We start from the raw sequence: 18145 nt of genomic DNA, 5'->3' as shown, positions 1-18145 counted from the left end.
TATGCAAACCCTACTTGGAATTATCTTTCATACCATCGGCGGTATCTCGTCGGGGAGTTTTTACATGCCTTTCAAGAAAGTGAAGGGCTGGGCCTGGGAAAGCTACTGGATCGTGGGTGGTCTTTTTTCCTGGCTGATCGTACCCCCGCTGGCCGCCTGGCTGACGGTACCTGATTTTGCGGAAATTATCGGCGGCACCGACTCCGGTGTAAAGTCGCTTATTTATACCCTGGGCGTACTGTGGGGGATCGGCGGACTGACCTACGGCCTGGGCGTACGCTACCTGGGGATGTCGCTGGGAAACTCGGTGATCCTGGGGGTGAGCTCGGCGCTGGGCTCACTGGGGCCGGCCATCTATTATAACTTTAAACCGGTAGAAGGGAAGCAGTCGTTTACCGATATGCTGCAAAGTCCCGGCGGTCAGGTGGTGCTGTTGGGGATACTGGTTTGTCTGACAGGGATTTATGTTTCCGGCAAGGCGGGCATGATGAAAGAAAAGGAGCTCCCGGCCGAAACCAAGCAGAGCACCACTTCGGAATTTAATTTTGTAAAAGGCATCATCATTGCTGTAATTTCCGGCCTACTCAGTGCGTTCTTTAATTTTGGGATTGAGGCCGGTAAGCCCATGGCCGATGTGGCTGTACAGCATGGACATAACCCCCTCTTCCAGAATAACGTGACCTACGTGGTGCTGCTTTGGGGCGGTTTGACCACCAACCTGCTCTGGTGTGTTTACCTGAACTTTAAAAACCGTACCTACGGCGATTATACCAATTCCCGGACCCCGGTTTTACGGAACATTCTCTTTGCCGGGCTGGCCGGCACCATGTGGTACATCCAGTTCTTTTTTTACGGGATGGGTGAAAGCAAGCTGGGCAACGGTGCCAGCTCCTGGATCCTGCACATGGCCACCATCATCCTGACGGCCAATTTCTGGGGCCTGTACCTGAAAGAATGGACCGCGGTAGGCCGGAAAACCTTCCGCACCTTTTTATGGGGAATCGGGCTGATCCTGGCATCTATTTTCCTGGTGGGGATAGGAAATTCGATCTGATAATCATTAAAAACAAACCATATACAATGGAATTTAAACACGTGAGCTACCTCTGGGACGAAGCCAAAGCCGCTCAGATCACCGATGAGGTAGACCTGTTCATTTACCGCTCCAACCTGCTCGGGGCGGATCTCCGGCTGACCAATTACGGGGGCGGAAATACCTCGGTAAAAATAAAAGACAAAGACCCGCTGACCGGTGAGGAAGTGGATGTCATGTGGATCAAGGGCTCAGGCGGCGACATCGGAACGCTCACCCGGTCGGGTTGTGCGGCGTTGTACCTCGACCGTCTGCGTGCCCTGAAAAACGTCTACCGGGGCATTGAGTTTGAAGACGAGATGGTGGCCCTGTTCAACCATTGCATCTTTGACCTGGCCTCCAAAGCGCCGTCTATCGATACGCCGCTCCACGGCTTTTTGCCCTACAAACACATTGATCACCTGCACCCGGATGCCGCTATTGCCATTGCCGCCGCCAAAGACGGTAAGGCCATTACGCAGGAGCTCTTTGAAGGCGAAATAGGCTGGGTAAACTGGAAAAGACCGGGCTTTGACCTGGGGCTGGAGCTGAAGGCCTGCGTGGACGAAGCCGCGGCAGAAGGCCGGGAGCTGAAAGGGATCATGCTGGGTTCTCACGGGCTCTTCACCTGGGGAGATACCTCGTATGAAAGCTATGTAAACACGCTACAGGTCATTGAAAAATGTGCGGAATACATTGAAAGCAAAACCGGGAATGTGTTTGGCGGTGCCCGGAGTGAGTCACTCCCGGAAGACCAGCGGAAAGCGCAGGCCGCGGTCATTGCCCCGGTGCTGAGAGGCTTCTGCTCGTCAGAACGGTCCATGATCGGGCACTTTACCGATGATGAGCGCGTGCTGCAATTCATCAATTCCCATGACCTGGAAAAGCTGGCGCCCATGGGTACCTCCTGTCCCGACCACTTCCTGCGTACCAAGATCACCCCGCTGGTGCTGGAAATAGCGCCGAATGAAGACCTGACCGGGGTGAAAGAAAAGCTGGCACCGGCATTTGAAGCCTACCGGCAGATGTATACGGAATACTATGAAACCTGTAAGCATGCCGATTCCCCGGCCATGCGCGACCCGAACCCCGTGGTGATTTTGTATCCGGGGGTAGGGATGTTTACCTTTGCCAAAGACAAGACCACGGCCCGCCTGGCATCCGAATATTACGTGAATGCCATTAACGTGATGCGGGGCTCGGAGGCCATTTCAGAATACACCGCCTTGCCGCGCCAGGAAGCCTTCAATATTGAATACTGGCTGCTGGAAGAGGCCAAGCTGCAGCGTATGCCCAAGCCCAAAGCCCTGGCCGGAAGAATAGCCCTGGTGACGGGTTCCGGCGGCGGGATCGGCAAGGCCATTGCCCGGAAATTTGCGCAGGAAGGCGCGTGTGTGATCCTGAGCGATATTGACGAAACCCGCCTGGCAGGTGCTCAGGAAGAGTTTGTAAAAGCCTTTGGAAAAGATGCCGTGGCAGGTACCGTGCTGAATGTAACCGATGCGGCCAGTGCCGAAGCAGCTTTTGTGAATGCTTCCCTGGCTTTTGGCGGAGTGGATATCGTGGTGAATAATGCCGGTATCAGCATTTCCAAATCCATTGAGGAGCATACCCTGGAAGAGTGGGATCGCCTGTACGATATCCTGGTGAAAGGCCAGTTTATTGTTTCCAAAGCCGGGATGGCTGTGATGAAAAAGCAGGGGATCGGGGGGGATATCCTGAACATTGTTTCCAAGAATGCCGTAGTAGCCGGGCCAAATAACCCGGGTTACGGATCGGCCAAGGCAGCACAGGCGCACCTGTCGCGCTTAATGGCCGCCGAGCTGGGCAGCGCAGGCATCCGGGTCAATACGGTGAACCCCGATGCGGTCATTGCCGATTCCAACATCTGGGCCGGCGGCTGGGCGGAAGGCCGGGCCAAAGCCTACGGCATTACGGTGGAAGAGCTGCCGGCGTATTACGCCAAACGTACCCTGCTGAACCAGGTGATCTTACCGGAGGATATCGCTAACGCCTGCTTCGTTTTGGTGAGCGGGCTGCTGAACAAAAGTACCGGTAACGCCATTAATGTGGATGGGGGAGTGGCGATGGCATTTTATAGGTAAACTTAAATTACCCCGGAATTTATTCCGGGGGCTCAAACAAAAACATGATCTTAGATAAAAAACACATTGAAAATCACAATTCCGACGAGCTGGTCGCCCATACCCGCAGGCTGGCTCATGCCCGTTCGGAAATCAATAATACCGATGCCCTCATCGAAAAGCTGAAAGCCTTCCAGGTGGCTATTCCCTCCTGGGCTCTCGGTACCGGCGGTACCCGCTTCGGGCGTTTCCCGGGCGGAGGCGAGCCGGGGAACATTGAGCAGAAGCTGGAAGACATCGGCCTGCTGCACGCGCTGAACCGTTCGTCAGGAGCCGTGTCGCTGCATATTCCCTGGGATATTCCTTCCGATTACGCTGCCCTGAAAAAGCTGGCCGCAGACCTCGGACTGGCTTTTGATGCCATGAACTCCAACACCTTCCAGGATCAGAAAGGACAGGCGCACAGCTATAAGTTCGGGTCGCTGCAGCATGTAGACCGAAACGTGCGGAAGCAGGCCATTGAGCATAACATCGAGGTGATCCGCCATGGCGAGGCCCTGGGCTCTCAGTCGCTTACGGTATGGCTTTCTGACGGCTCCTGCTTTCCGGGCCAGCTGAATTTCCGGAAAGCCTATGAAAATACCCTGGAAAGCCTGAGAGAGATTTATGCGGCCCTGCCGGCCGACTGGAAGCTGTTCCTGGAGTACAAGGCTTTTGAGCCGAATTTCTACAGCACTACGGTGGGCGACTGGGGGCAGTCGTACTCCTACGTCAACAAGCTGGGCGAAAAGGCCTATACGCTGGTAGACCTGGGCCACCATCTGCCCAACGCCAACATCGAGCAGATCGTATCCATTTTACTGATGGAAGAAAAGCTGGGCGGGTTCCATTTCAATGACTCCAAATACGGTGATGACGATCTCACCACGGGTTCCGTGAAGCCTTACCAGTTGTTCCTGATCTTTAACGAGCTGGTAGAAGGAATGGACGCCCGTGGCATGAATCATGCCCGCGACCTCGGCTGGATGATCGATGCCTCGCACAATGTGAAAGACCCGCTCGAAGACCTGCTGCAATCGGTGGAGGCCCTGATGATCGCCTATGCTCAGGCGCTGTCGGTAGACACCCCTGCACTGAAAGCCGCCCAGGCTGAAAACGATGTGGTGCTGGCGCAGGAAATCCTGCAGCATGCTTTCAGGACCGACGTGCGGCCGCTGGTGGCGGAAGCCCGTTTGCAATCGGGCGGCGCGCTGAACCCAGTGAAGCTGTTCCGAAGCCTGGAAGTAAGAAAAAAGCTGATCGGGGAAAGAGGATACCAGTTGGCATCGGGACTATGAGCCGTATACTGATTTTTGACATAGGAAAAACCAATAAAAAGGCTTTCGTATTCAATGAAAGCTACGACATCCTGTGGGAAAAGAGTGTACTACTGGAAGAAACGGCCGATGAAGACGGGGATCCCTGCGAAGACCTGCCGAAGCTGATCTCCTGGATAAAGGACGTATACGAAGAGGTGAAGGCGGCCTACGATATAAAGGCGGTTAATTTCAGCAGCTATGGCGCCACGCTGGTTTTCCTGGACGGGAACGGCCGGGTGCTTACCCCGCTTTACAATTACCTGAAAACCTATCCCGAAGAATTAAAAAGGAAGTTTTACGATACGTACGGAGGAGAAACGGAGGTCTCGGGCGCTACGGCTTCCCCGGTGCTTGGAAGCCTGAACAGCGGCATGCTGATCTACCGCCTGAAGCACGAACGGCCGGAGGTTTTCTCCGCTGTCAGACGGATCCTGCATCTGCCTAATTACCTGAGTTTTTTATTTTCAGGGAAGAAAGTCACGGATATCACCAGTATCGGGTGTCATACGAACCTCTGGGACTTCACCCGGGGTGACTATCACCGCTGGGTAGGGGAGGAAGGCATAGACCGTTTCCTGGCCCCGGTGCATGCGCCGGACCAGCCGGTTCAGAATCCGGACGGGGTGGCGGTGGGCATTGGCCTTCATGATTCTTCGGCAGCCCTGATTCCCTATCTGAAACGCTTCGAGGAGCCCTTTGCGCTGCTCTCTACCGGCACCTGGAACATTACCATTAATCCTTTCAATGAAGCACCGCTGAACGGGGAAGAGCTGGACAACGACTGCCTGTGTTTCCTGAAGACCGACGGCAAACCCATCAAGGCCTCCCGGCTTTTGGGCGGAATGTACCACGAGCAGGAGGCGGCTAAAATAGCCCGGTGTTTTGGTATTCCGCCGGCAGAGTTGATGGAGATGAGCTACGACCCGGAAACAGAGGTAGAAACGTTATCTCTGGAAAACCACCGGGTAGAAAATCCGGTTACCGGGCTGGAGCGCGACTGGCAGAAATACCCGACCGCTGCGCAGGCTTATCACCAGCTGATGGCTGACCTGGTGGCCCTACAGAAACGGTCTTCTGACCTGGTATTGAAGGGCGCGCCGGTGAACAAGCTGTTTGTAGACGGCGGCTTCGGCAAGAGCCGGATCTTCATGAAAATGCTGTCGGCCGCTTACCCGGAAACAGAGGTGTGGACCAGCGAGGTTCCCCAGGCTTCGGCGCTGGGTGCTGCCCTGGTGCTGCACGACCACTGGAACAGCCGGCCGGTACCCGAAGATTTGATAAAACTGAAGTAGTTTTCAGACTAAAGCGGCTATATTTACACCCGGGTAACTAATCTACCCGGCACTCGGAACTAATACACTCTGAACTATTATGCTGAACTATAACCCGAAATACCCCGGCATTGACGACCTCATCCGCAAGGCTAAAAAGCGCATGCCCAAATTTGCCTTTGAATACCTTGACGGCGGATGCAATGAGGACGTTAACCTGTACAAAAACACCAAAGAGATCCGGGATATTGAGCTGGTACCTTATTACCTGCGGGAGTACAAAGAGCCTGTCCTGAAAACAGAGCTGTTCGGTCATGTATACGATGCCCCTTTCGGGGTATCGCCGGTAGGCCTGCAGGGACTGATGTGGCCTAACTCACCGGAGATCCTGGCCAAAGCCGCGGTAGAGCAGAATATCCCGTTTATCCTGAGTACGGTAAGCACGGCCAGCATAGAAAAAATAGCCGAAATAACGGAAGGGAAGTTCTGGTACCAGCTGTATCACCCGGCAAAAGAAGAGCTAAGAGACGATATGTTCAAACGCCTGGAAGCGGTAGGATGTAAGACCCTGGTGGTGCTGACCGACGTGCCCACTTTCGGCTTCCGGCCACGCGATGTACGGAACGGCCTGGCCATGCCGCCACAGATGACGTTTAAAAACATTCTCCAGATACTGTCGCACCCCACCTGGGCGCTCAGCACCCTCTATTACGGGCAGCCGAACTTCGCCACCATGAAGAAGTATATGCCCAAGGGCCTGAACATGAAGCAGCTGGGTCTCTACATGAACGAAACCTTCTCCGGCCGGATCAGCCAGGAAAGGCTGCAGACCATCCGCGATAAATGGAAAGGAAACCTGGTGATGAAAGGCGTAGCCACGGCCGAAGATGTAGGCCAGGCTGTAAAATTCGGACTTGATGGCGTGATCGTTTCCAATCACGGCGGCCGTCAGCTGGATGCAGGCGAATCATCCATTCATACGCTTTATCCTATTGTAGAGCAGTACAAAGGACAGATCAAGATCATGCTCGACAGCGGCCTGCGTACCGGCCCGGATATTGCCCGTACCCTGGCGGCAGGAGCTGAGTTTGCTTTCCTGGGCCGGACCTTCATGTACAGTGTGGCTGCCTTAGGTGCCCAGGGCGGGCATCATATCATGAACCTGCTGAAAATACAGCTGAAGCAGGTCATGGACCAGGTGTGCTGCGAAAAAGTGGAAGACCTGCCGAAGCATTTGAAACGGCGATAATCATATCATTCCTTCGGGATTTATGGGTCTTACCCCATATTGACAAAAAATGCTATAATTATATCAGCCCGTCGGGCTTGAATATTTGTATAAATAAATATAATGTGAACCCCGAAGGGGTAAAACGATTGTAGCTATAATTATGTCAGCCCGTTGGGCTTGAATATTGTATGAATAAATATAATGTGAACCCCGAAGGGGTGAAACGATTGTAGCTATAATTATGTCAGCCTGTCGGGCTTGAATATTTGTATAAATAAATATAATGTGAACCCCGAAGGGGTGAAACGATTGTAGCCATAATTATGTCAGCCCGTCGGGCTTGAATATTGTATGAATAAATATAATGTGAACCCCGAAGGGGTGAAACGATTGTAGCTATAATTATGTCAGCCCGTCGGGCTTGAATATTTGTATAAATAAATATAATGTGAACCCCGAAGGGGTGAAACGATTGTAGCCATAATTATGTCAGCCCGTCGGGCTAGAATATTGTATGAATAAATATAATGTGAACCCCGAAGGGGTAAAACGATTGTAGCTATAATTATATCAGCCCGTCGGGCTTGAATATTTGTATAAATAAATATAATGTGAACCCCGAAGGGGTGAAACGATTGTAGCCTAATCCAGCCAGTCAAACAAATATTTTTCATCGTATTCCACGTCAAATTTTTGTAAAAAATCCAGGTATTCGTCCCTGAATGTTTTCCTGCGATGATGCTCCTCCTGCTTCAGAATATATTGATAGACATTCTCTATTTGTGAATGGGCATACGAAAATACCCCGTAACCTTCCTGCCAGGAGAATTTCCCGTTGACCCACCCTTGTTCATTGATAAATTTGGACGAATTGTTTTTAATATCCCGTATCAAATCCGAAATACTCATAGAAGGCTTCAGCCCAACAAAGACGTGAACATGATCTGCGGTGCCGTTTACAATAATGGACTTTTGATCTTTGGCTTTTATAATACCGGCCATATACTTGAAGACTTCCTGACGCCAGGTTTTCTCCAACAGGTTCCGTCTTCCTTTAACTGTAAAAACATATTGGATGTAGATTTGTGAATATGTGCCGGCCATAATGAGTTTGGATTTGTGGTATTGTCAGTCTTGATTGTAAGCGGATTATCAATCAAAAATAGCGAAAAAATGAGAATACACAAAAGCATATAATTTTATCATTCTTTCGCAGATACAGGGAACTGCCTCTCTATTCTGAAAACAACGGAGAAGGTGGTACATCTTTTACTCGCCGTCTCTCTTTTCCTGCTTCCCTGTGGGCAAAAAATCCTGTTTTTAAGGGATTGATACCTATGGATGTGCCTGCTAGCTTTGTCCTGTTAAAAGAGTCTTCCACGATTAATCAAATTGAGCGATGAAAAAAATTCTCTTGACGGGTCTTATCTTCGTCAGCCTGGCCGGGTGCAAAAAAGATAAAGATACTGAACCCGACCTTGCCGCCAGGGCCGCAGGAACCTACACGGCCAGTAAGTTTACGTATGCAGGAACGAATATCCCACTGGTCGGGGGTACTGAGTTGGTTATTGTTATACAGAAAGCCACAGCCGAAAGTGTTACCGGAGCAATGAAGTATAAACTTGAAGGAAAAGCGCAGCCCGATGAACCCCTGGGAACACTGACGGTAAAAGACGCCGGCAGCAGCGGGATTGATTTTTACGAAGGCAGTGCCCGTGTCGGAAACCTGAGTAAAGATAACCTGCTCACCGTGTCAGGAAGTGCCGACGGGTTATATTTCGAAATTATTGCGCAGAAGCAATAGCTCATTTTAACCTTCTGACCTTTTCTTTGTTCAGATCCACTTCAAAATGGTCAGAAGGATCTCCGTTAGAGATTTTGTTCAGGATCCGGAAAAGGGTTTTCAGCCGGATCCTGAATTCATCTTCCGTATCCAGGTGTTCAAACTGCCGGCACAGGGCCTCGTACTGCTTTAAACGTTTGCGGGGAATATCCCGTCGGGCCAGCTCGTCGGCCGACTGAAATTTATAGAGGTCCAGCAGGAGCTCGTTGAATCCCCACCGGCGATAGCTTCGTTTTTTCAGGGCCGGGTTTCCTCTGGAAAGCCGGTAGAAATCTTCTCCGTTCAGTTTATCGGCCTGCCCGGTAAGCTCCTTCGGCCAGTCGGAAGGGATCATGCGCAGCCGCACCAGCTCCTGCAGGTGAAAAAGGGTAAATTCGCGGTAGGAACGAGTGTTTAAGATCTCCTTGTTCCAGATACGGGAATCGCCGGCGCTGCGCAGGGCTTCATACTCTTTTTCATAGAGGGGAAAAAGCTCGTTGAAGCGGTCGGCCTTATCTACGATAACGGTTTCGATCTCAAAGACATTGCCCGGTTTTACCGTCAGGATTTTGTAGGCCGGGATATAGGCGGCCAGTGAAGGCACCTGGATGTTGACCAGCATTTTGCCGTCTTCGTACTTCCGGATACCCGTATCGTTGATGTGCATATGCCCGCCGAAATGAACCTGTAGCCCGGCGTCGGCAAAGGCCCTGGCCACATCTTCAGCGGGTGCCCGGTGCAGCTGCCATTTGGTAGGGCCCAGCAGGTTGCTGATCTCTTTTGAGGCGCCGTCGTTATACTCGATCATGGGATAATGCGTAAAAGCTACCACGGTCTTGTTTCTTTTCCGGGCTTCGGCGGTTACCTGCTTCACCCAGGCAATCAGGCGGGTCTTGTTCGTCATCACGTTATTGTAGCCCACGCTGGAGGGGTTATAATTTTTAACATCAGCAGGATCTCCGTCCGTATTTTTCGGGATATACGTATTCCCGTCAATGGCCAGCAGCCAGAGTCCCTCTGCAGGCTCCACCACGTAGCTCAGGTCAGGTACGGTAAAGCCCGGACTGACCTCGTACATCCGGTTCCGGTAGTCGCCGTATCTTTCAACGGCGGCATAGCTGTACTCTTCCGGGTGGATAAACTGCGAGGGGGTGCTCCAGTACAGGTAGGCGGGTGAGGGGCGGAGGCCGAAATCTTTCAGCTCCTCGAGGATCTCCCGGTAGCCTGATGGGGCAATGTCTTTCGTAATAATGCTGCCCGGGCTGCGGGCCAGGCTTGCTGAGCTGTAAATTCCCAGCGGCCGGCCGTCGGCGCCCAGGAAATCGCTCTTCCCGCCTTCCTGCCGGAAAGGACCTACCGGGTCGTGATTTCCCGTGGTCATGAAAAACCGCAGCCCGTATTTCCGGGCGTATTCTTCCAGGATTTTCCGCAGCCCCCGCAGGTTATACGCCTGTCCGTCATCACTAAAATCACCCGGCAGGGCCACTATTTTGATGCCCCGGGCCGCTACATCGTCGAGGGCCGCCAGGAAAGCATAGTAATTTTCATTAAAAATACGGGTGGAACGCAGCTGGGCCCCCATGGTGCGCATGATCACTGGTTTCCCTGTTCCCGGGTTGGTAATTCCCCTGAATTCATGATCGGAGAAGCTGCCGTACAAATCCTGGAAATGGATGTCGGAAAGAAAAGCGATCCGGGTCTGCTGCGCATAGGCACCGCTAAATCCTGAGAGAACAAGAACCAGTAAAATACGGATCATCATGGGTTAAGAATTTGGGTTTTGGCGTATTCGGAAGGCGACACATTATACAGCTTCTGGAAGGCCGACCGGAAATATTTATAATCTTCGATGCCCACCATATCCATTACTTCCGTTACCCGGAAGCGGCCCGTCAGCAGCAGCTGAGCGGCCCGTTTAAGGCGTACATCGCGGATAAATTCCACTACCGACTGCCCGGTGATATTCTTCAGCTTGCGGTAATAGGCCGACTGGCTCATGCCCGATCCGCTCACCAGGCTCTGTACCCCGAACTGCTTGTTGGTGAGGTTGTTTTCTACGATTTCCATCGCTTGCTGAATAAACTCCCGGTCGGTGTCCGGGATCCCCGAGGTGCTGGGCTCCATCAGGATCTGTCGCTGGAAATACTCCGTGAGCTTCCGGCGGTTGATCAGTAATGTCTGGATTTTGGAGAAAAGGATCCGGGGATTGAACGGCTTCACAATGTAGTCGTCTGCCCCGCTTTCCAGGCCTTCCAGCTCATGAACGGCCGCTGCCCGGGCCGTGATCAGCACCACGGGGATATGCGCTGTTTTGGGGTTTCCCTTTATTTTTTCGCAAAGTTCCAGGCCGTTCATTTCAGGCATCATCACATCGCTCAGAATAATATCCGGAAGGTGCTCAAGGGCCTTTTCCAGCCCTTCCTTCCCGTCTTTGGCTGTAGAAATACGCAGATGGCGGCTGAAAATACCGGCCAGGTACGTGCGCAGGTCGGCATTGTCGTCTACAATCAGGAGATGCTGATCAGAAAGTACCTCCCCCATGTTGTCGGGTAACGGGGTCTCCGGCAGGGAAACCGGTGGCGGCGCGGCTTCAGGGAGCACACTTTCGCCGGAAAGGGTGAACGGGAGGAGGAGTTCAAACACCGAGCCTGCTCCCGCCTCGCTCTGCACGTCGATTGTTCCGCCCAGCATTTGCACCAGCTCTTTGACCAGTGAAAGGCCGATGCCGGTTCCCGGGGCCTTGGGCATGTCTTTTCGTACTACCTGGTAAAAAGGCTCAAAAATATGCTTCAGGTCTTCAGCGCGGATACCTGTTCCGGTGTCGGCCACCCGGATAAGCAACCGGTCTTTACCGGGCTGTTGCACCGAAAGCGCTACACTTCCTCCCTCAGGGGTATACTTAAATGCATTGGAGAGGAGGTTAGTGACAATAATTTCCAGCTTGGCCGGGTCAAAGCTGACTACCGCCTCATCGCAGAAAGTATCCAGGGTATACCGGATATTCAGCTCGTCGGCCTTGATCTTGAAAATCAGGAATATTTCCCGGATAAACCCGATGATATCGGCGTTCCGGAGCTGAACCTGCATGTTCCCCGATTCTATTTTTCGCAGATCCATCAGCTGGTTGACCAACCCCAGGAGCTTGTTGGCCTGTTTATGCACCAGCTCGGCCTTTTGCCGGGCTTCCGTTTGCGGATCTACAGCCCGCATCAGGTCTTCGGCCGGGTTAATGATGAGGGTGAGCGGGGTACGCAGCTCATGCGATACATTGGTAAAGAAGCTGAGCTTCATATCCGACAGCTCCTTTTCTTTCTGCTTCTCCATTTGTTCGAGGGCTACTTTATTCTGCAGCTCGCGTTGCCGGGCCCGGATCCTCCTGTACCAGGTTAAAGCTGCGAGCGCCGTAACGGCATAAAATGTATAGGCCCACCAGGTCTTGTACCAGGGCGGCAGGATGCTCAGCTTCAGGGTGGCCGGCTCCACGGCCCACACGCCGTCGCCGTTATCGGCTCTCACCATAAACGTATAATCGCCGGCCGGCAGGCTGGCAAATGCGGCGATCCGCTGGCCGGGTAAAAGTGGGATCCAGTTTTCATGGTAGCCCTCCAGCTTGTAGGCATACTGCTGCTTGCGGGGATTGTGAAAGTTCAGTCCCACAAACTCAATGGTAAAATCGTTCTCCGAATCTTTCAGCGTGATTTTGCCGGAAGAAGAGAAGGGGCCCGAAAGAATGGCCCGCGGATTCTTTTCCGACAGCTCATAATTCACGATCCGTACCCGGGTAATCTGCATCTTGGGCGGATAAGGATTCAGCGAGATCCGGGAAGGATTAAAATAAGAAATCCCGTTAATGCCGCCGAAATACAGTGTACCGTCCCGGTCTTTGGCGGCTGCACCTATCTTGAACGAATTGCTCTGCAGGCCGTCGGCCACATCAAAATGCAGGTAGGTTTTTTGGACGGGATCAAACCGGTAAAGTCCCCGGCCGCCGATCCAGAGCTCCCCGTTATCGGCCTCGAGAATGGTCTCCACATTCGACTCGGGGAGCCATGCATCATAGCGGCTGATCACTTCTTTGCCGTTTACGGTATGGATCAGGTGAAGGCCCCCGCCCAGGGTACCTACCCAGAGGTTTCCTTTCCGGTCTTTGTGCAGCGGCCAGGCATAATTGACCTTCATGCTTTCTTTACTGGCCGGGTTAAAGAAAAAATGATTCAGCAACCGCAGCTCACGGTTGTTCAGCTTCAGCTTGCACACCCCGGCGTTCCGGGTACTGGCCCACATCACATCCTGTTCGCTGTCGTAAAGAAGAGACGTGATCTTATCGGAAGGAATGGGTGAATTCCCGGTGTCGAGGGTTTGTATGAAATTTCCTTTCTTATCAAAAATATAAACCCCGGCATAGAAGGTAGCGATCCAGATCCTGCCCCTGCCGTCTTCGCGGATACAAAGCGGCTCCACCCTGTCCCAGCGCTGTTTTCCCGGCACGTCGGGCAGCCTGCGCAGGGATAAGGTTTCCCGGTTAAGCAGGTAAATGCTGTTCTCGCGGGAGGCCACCCAAAGGTTGCCGTCCTGTGCATCGTAAATGCTGGAAACACTGATGTGGGTGGTGCTGCCCGACACGGTATTGTTCAGGAAATTACGGAAAGTCTGGGTAGCTTTATCGTAGCGCGAGAAGCCGTTCCGGGTACCTATCCACAGCACATCGTCTTCATTCCAGATGGTATTGATATAATCATCGGGCAGCTCGTGGTTATTCATGCGGTTAATGAGCCCGAAGGGCTTGGCCAGCAGGTTGATCTTGTTGAGCCCGCCGGCAGATGCCGCAAACCAGAGATTGTTAAAGGTATCTTCAAATACCTGGTGTACCCGGTTGGAATTAATGGCAAACGGGTTATCCGAATCCACTGAAAAAACGCGGTCGTTATACGTCAGGAGCCGGTCGCCCTCCGGCCGGATATCCCGGATCATGTGCAAGCCGAAATTGGTGCCTATCCAGAAACGCTTGAACGAATCCTCAAAAATACAATTGATGGAGGCAAACGAATCTTTCATCCACCACACCTCCGGATCAGCCCCGGTGCTGAGCCGTGCCACGGAGTTATCCGAAGCCACCCACAGGGTCTGGTCAGGCTTGAACAGCAGGGCCCTGACATTTTCATGGGGCCACCGGGGCACCCGGGCCGGGATAAACCCGTCTTTGTCTTTTTTGAGGTGCCACAGCCCCAGTCCGAGGGTGCCCACCCACAGGTTACCTGCCGTATCTTCCTCCATCCTGAAAACCGTTACATTTGTACCGTTTTTCAGGAAGGGTATCTTCGTAACGGCCGCAATCTCGTTTTGGGAAGTGAAAGAGATCAGTAAAAGCCCGTGTGAGCGGGTGGCGATACACAGGCGGTTACCGCTGATGTCGCGGATGGCCCGTGCTGAAATTTGCCGCAGGAGGGTTCGGGTCTCTTCATCGGGTGATAATTCGGCAAGGCTTCTGAAATGGTCCGATTCCGGCGCATAAAAAAATACACCCTGCTCATCGGCGATCGCCCATATCCTGCCGTCCCGGGTGAGCTGCAGGCTTTGAATCCGGTTGTTATAAAGCCCGTTAAAATTGCTGTTCGGCATCAGGTAGTTTTTCAGCTCATACCCGTCGTAGCGGTCAATGCCGTTATTGGTGCCTATCCAGATAAACCCGTCACGGTCCTGGAGCACCGCCACGGCGTCACTATGCGCCAGCCCCTCGTTGACCGTAATATGCTCAAACCGGAAATTGTTTTGAGACAGGGCCGGGGTAAAGATTCCTGCCAGGAGGAATACGCACCATATAATCTTTTTTTTTCTGAGCATTTTAACGATACCGTACTTCAAATTTCTTTAAAAAAAGATACCGGCGCAACTCCTGCCTCAAATACCGTGTACAGACGGCCCGGTCCGGTCATCCGGGCAGGCGGTTCAGGAGATCCCGGGAGGAAAACAGCAATGATAGGGGTAATCGCCTTATAGCTATGTGATTATATAGGAGTAAAAGCGGGTATATTCCCCAGTTCTGACGAAAATACCCCGGGATTTTGCTGATTTTGACCCTAACCGGTCAGGCATAACGCTGCCTAAATTTGCACTATTCAAATAAAATATTTTGAATTTTTCGGGGCGGTGACAAATAAATCAACGGATTGTTAAACAAATATCCGGCCCTTACCAGGTAGTAATCATTTTTAATTATTCAATCAGATGAGAAAAACTCTATTATTAGGTGAAGTGCTGATGCGGATCAGAAGTAAAGCCTTCTTTTCTGTCCTGTTGGGAGGAGGAGTATTGCTCAGCAATGCGGCTTTCTCTAACGGAATGCGTATTCCGGGCAGTACTTATGCAGCGGTTGACCGGTCTATCGAAGGAAAAGTAACTGACGAAAAAGGAGAGGCCGTTCCCGGTGTTAACGTACGGGTGGAAGGCACCACCCAGGGCGCTATTACAGATGCCGGCGGGGCATTCCGGCTGAATGTCGGAGAGGGCGATGTAACGCTCGTTTTCAGTTCGGTGGGCTATGTAGAGCAAAAAAGGGTGGTTCGCCGGGGCCAGACTCTCGTAAATATCACCCTGGAAGAAGACAGCAAGCTGATGGCGGAAGTAGTGGTGGTGGGTTACGGTACCCAGAAGCGCTCAGACATCACCGGTTCTGTGGCTTCGGTGCCGAAAGAACGCCTGGCCAACCTCCCGGTCAATAACGTAATGCAGGCGGTACAGGGTGCGGTGGCTAACGTTACCGTATCACAGGCTTCCTCTATTCCGGGCGATGCCCCCTCTACGCAGATCCGGGGCAGAAACTCTATCAACGCCTCTTCCGAGCCCTATATCGTGGTAGACGGGATTCCGCTATCGAGAACCGACGGCTCCATTAACGATATCAACCCGAACGATGTGGCATCTATCGAGATCCTGAAAGACCCTTCTGCCGTGGCCATCTACGGGGTGAACGGTTCTAACGGGGTGATCCTGATCACCACCAAAAGAGGAACCAGCGGTAAGCCTACCATCCGTTACAATACCTATGCGGGGGTTGAAGAGGCGGCGCACATTCTCGAGCCGGCTTCTCCCGAAGAACTGTTGCGGAGATATGCCGAATATGCCCGGATCACCAATACCAGCCTGTACAACGGCGGGCCGGTGAAGAACCAGTACGAATACGATAACTATGTAAACGGGGTCACCACCGACTGGCTGGATGCCGTGATGCAGACCGGCGTGGTGCAGAACCACAATGTGGGCATATCCGGCGGTACTGAAAATGCCAAATACTTTGTTTCGCTTGATTACCTGGATCAGAAAGGCATACTCGAGGGGTACAATTACAAGCGGTACTCCTTCCGGACCAATACCGACGTTAAAGCTACCCGCTACCTTTCGGTAGGAACGTCTACGTTCATCGTGTCGCATAACCGCGACGGCGGCCGGGCCAACCTGCTTCAGGCCGCAGCCATGAGCCCGTATGCCCGCATGTATAACGATGACGGCTCGCTTACCCAGTACCCTATGTACTCCGAGCAGCTATGGGCCAATCCCCTGCTGCAAACCACTACCAATCCTATCCGCCGGCAGTTCAACATCTCGCTGAACGGCTTTGCCGAAGTAACGTTCGGAAATATCTGGAAACCGCTGACCGGTCTGAATTACAAGTTTAACGCGGGGTATTCGTATGTTCCGGTCAGGAATAATGAATACTACGGGAAATCGGTATATAACCTGAGCGGTTCAGGAACCATCACCAATAACGAATCGCAGACCTATACGCTGGAAAATATCCTGACCTATAATAAAGATATCGGCAGGCATCACTTTGATGTGACCGGTTTGTATGCCGCCAAAGAAAAATACTGGCAACAGGCTGTAGCTACCGGCCAGGTTTTCCCGAACGATGACCTGGAGTGGGGTAACCTGGAGTCGGCTTCCACCCAAACGGTATCTTCGCAGGCCGATATGTACCGTTCCATTTCCCAGATGGGCCGCCTGAACTACGGGTATGACAGCCGCTATATGTTTACGTTCACCGTGAGAAGAGACGGCTCTTCGGTATTCGGGAAAAACAACAAATACGGGACCTTCCCTTCGGCCGCTTTTGCGTGGAACATCGCCAACGAAAGCTTCATGAAGCAGTATGATGCCGTGAGCAACCTGAAGCTGCGCCTTTCGTACGGTATTTCCGGAAACGAGGCCATCGGGGTTTACCAGACCCTGGCGTTGATGAGCTCGGGTACACTGACCATGGACGGCAAGCCCAACACCACCCTGAAGGTACAAAGCCGGATGGGGAACGATGACCTGCAATGGGAAAAGACCAAGGGACTGAACGTAGGGGTAGACTTCGGTTTCTGGAGGAACCGCCTGACCGGTACCGTTGATCTGTATAAAACCAACACCTATGACATGCTTTTGTTACAGCGTATCCCGCAGATCACCGGTTATTCTGACGTATGGTCGAATATCGGTAAGGTAGCCAACACCGGCTTTGAAGTTACCCTGACGTCTAAAAACGTGGCGAAAAACGATTTCACCTGGTCATCAACCCTGGTGTTCTCTACCAACAAAAACAAGATCGTGGATGTGTACGGCGACGGTAAAGACGACATCGGCAACCGCTGGTTTATCGGGCATCCGGTAGGCGTGATCTACGACTATACCAAAGTAGGCATCTGGCAGGAATCGGAGATCGAATCGGGAGCCAACAAAGGATGGGACGACACCGCGCTGCCGGGTGATCTGAAGCTGGCCGACATCAACAAAGACGGTAAAATAGATGATAACGACCGCAGCATCCTGGGACAGACCGCACCGAAATGGACCGGCGGACTTACCAACACCTTTACCTATAAGAACTTCAACCTGAACATCTTTATCCAGACCGTGCAGGGCGCCCTCCGCAACAACCCGCAGATTGGCGGCGCCTCGGATGAAATGGGACGGAGAAGCACGCCGGCAGCCCTAGGCTACTGGACACCCGAAAACAAAAGTAACGAATGGCGCTCACTGGGCAACCACTCCAACTCGCACGGCTACGGCTTCCCGGAAGATGCCAGCTTTACCCGTCTGAAAGACATCACGCTGGGTTATAACTTCGGTCAGAAAGCCCTGGGTAAGATAGGAATCGGCGGACTGCAGCTGTACGTAAGCGGACGTAACCTGGCTACCTGGACCAAATGGTTGGGATGGGATCCGGAAGCCCGGGATATTACCCGTGGCTCAAGCAACGACAATATCAATTACCCGATGGTGCGCACGTATGTATTGGGAGCGAACATTACTTTTTAATTAACAACCG

Annotated in this window: 10 protein-coding genes; 7 read left to right on the top strand and 3 right to left on the bottom strand. The window is 52.5% G+C overall.

The window, feature by feature from the left end; translation table 11 throughout:
- The first annotated feature begins 1 nt into the window (after position 1).
- The 5 genes from rhaT to AB2U10_RS10005 all read left to right on the top strand — a co-directional run bounded on the left by rhaT (position 2) and on the right by AB2U10_RS10005 (position 7034).
- Positions 2-1054, top strand: coding sequence for an L-rhamnose/proton symporter RhaT (rhaT, locus tag AB2U10_RS10025; RefSeq protein ID WP_367913960.1), 1053 nt, complete (start codon positions 2-4; stop codon positions 1052-1054).
- A 26-nt stretch (positions 1055-1080) separates the two neighbouring features.
- Positions 1081-3177, top strand: coding sequence for a bifunctional aldolase/short-chain dehydrogenase (locus AB2U10_RS10020; RefSeq protein WP_367913959.1), 2097 nt, complete (start codon positions 1081-1083; stop codon positions 3175-3177).
- 44 nt (positions 3178-3221) lie between these two features.
- Complete coding sequence (locus AB2U10_RS10015; RefSeq protein ID WP_367913958.1) at positions 3222-4493, top strand: sugar isomerase; 1272 nt, start codon at positions 3222-3224, stop codon at positions 4491-4493.
- The gene (locus AB2U10_RS10010; RefSeq protein ID WP_367913957.1) at positions 4490-5806 is read left to right on the top strand and encodes an FGGY-family carbohydrate kinase; all 1317 of its coding nucleotides are present in this window, start codon (positions 4490-4492) and stop codon (positions 5804-5806) included. The genes AB2U10_RS10015 and AB2U10_RS10010 overlap by 4 nt, the downstream gene beginning before the upstream one ends.
- Positions 5807-5885: 79 nt before the next feature.
- Entirely contained in the window at positions 5886-7034 is a 1149-nt protein-coding gene (locus AB2U10_RS10005; protein WP_367913956.1) for an alpha-hydroxy acid oxidase, read from the top strand.
- A gap of 624 nt (positions 7035-7658) precedes the next feature.
- Here AB2U10_RS10005 and tnpA read toward each other — a convergent pair.
- Positions 7659-8120 carry an IS200/IS605 family transposase gene (tnpA, locus tag AB2U10_RS10000; protein WP_367913955.1) on the bottom strand — a complete coding sequence of 154 codons (462 nt, stop codon included), beginning with the start codon at positions 8118-8120 and terminating at the stop codon, positions 7659-7661.
- A gap of 295 nt (positions 8121-8415) precedes the next feature.
- Between tnpA and AB2U10_RS09995 the strand changes: the two genes are divergently transcribed.
- The gene (locus AB2U10_RS09995; protein WP_367913954.1) at positions 8416-8820 is read left to right on the top strand and encodes a hypothetical protein; all 405 of its coding nucleotides are present in this window, start codon (positions 8416-8418) and stop codon (positions 8818-8820) included.
- A gap of 1 nt (position 8821) precedes the next feature.
- On the opposite strand, the gene AB2U10_RS09990 is transcribed toward AB2U10_RS09995, so the two are convergent.
- Positions 8822-10600, bottom strand: a complete 1779-nt coding sequence (locus AB2U10_RS09990; protein ID WP_367913953.1) for a metallophosphoesterase family protein — start codon at positions 10598-10600, stop codon at positions 8822-8824.
- Positions 10597-14679: a two-component regulator propeller domain-containing protein gene (locus AB2U10_RS09985; protein ID WP_367913952.1), complete on the bottom strand. Its 4083-nt coding sequence runs from the start codon at positions 14677-14679 to the stop codon at positions 10597-10599. The genes AB2U10_RS09990 and AB2U10_RS09985 overlap by 4 nt, the downstream gene beginning before the upstream one ends.
- A 384-nt stretch (positions 14680-15063) precedes the next feature.
- Between AB2U10_RS09985 and AB2U10_RS09980 the strand changes: the two genes are divergently transcribed.
- Complete coding sequence (locus AB2U10_RS09980; protein WP_367913951.1) at positions 15064-18135, top strand: SusC/RagA family TonB-linked outer membrane protein; 3072 nt, start codon at positions 15064-15066, stop codon at positions 18133-18135.
- The last annotated feature ends 10 nt before the right edge of the window (positions 18136-18145 follow it).

It is taken from the genome of Leadbetterella sp. DM7 (assembly GCF_040829825.2).
Lineage (GTDB): Bacteria > Bacteroidota > Bacteroidia > Cytophagales > Spirosomataceae > Leadbetterella.
Note: the sequence above shows the minus strand (reverse complement) of the source record. Positions and strands in the feature narration are given on the sequence as shown.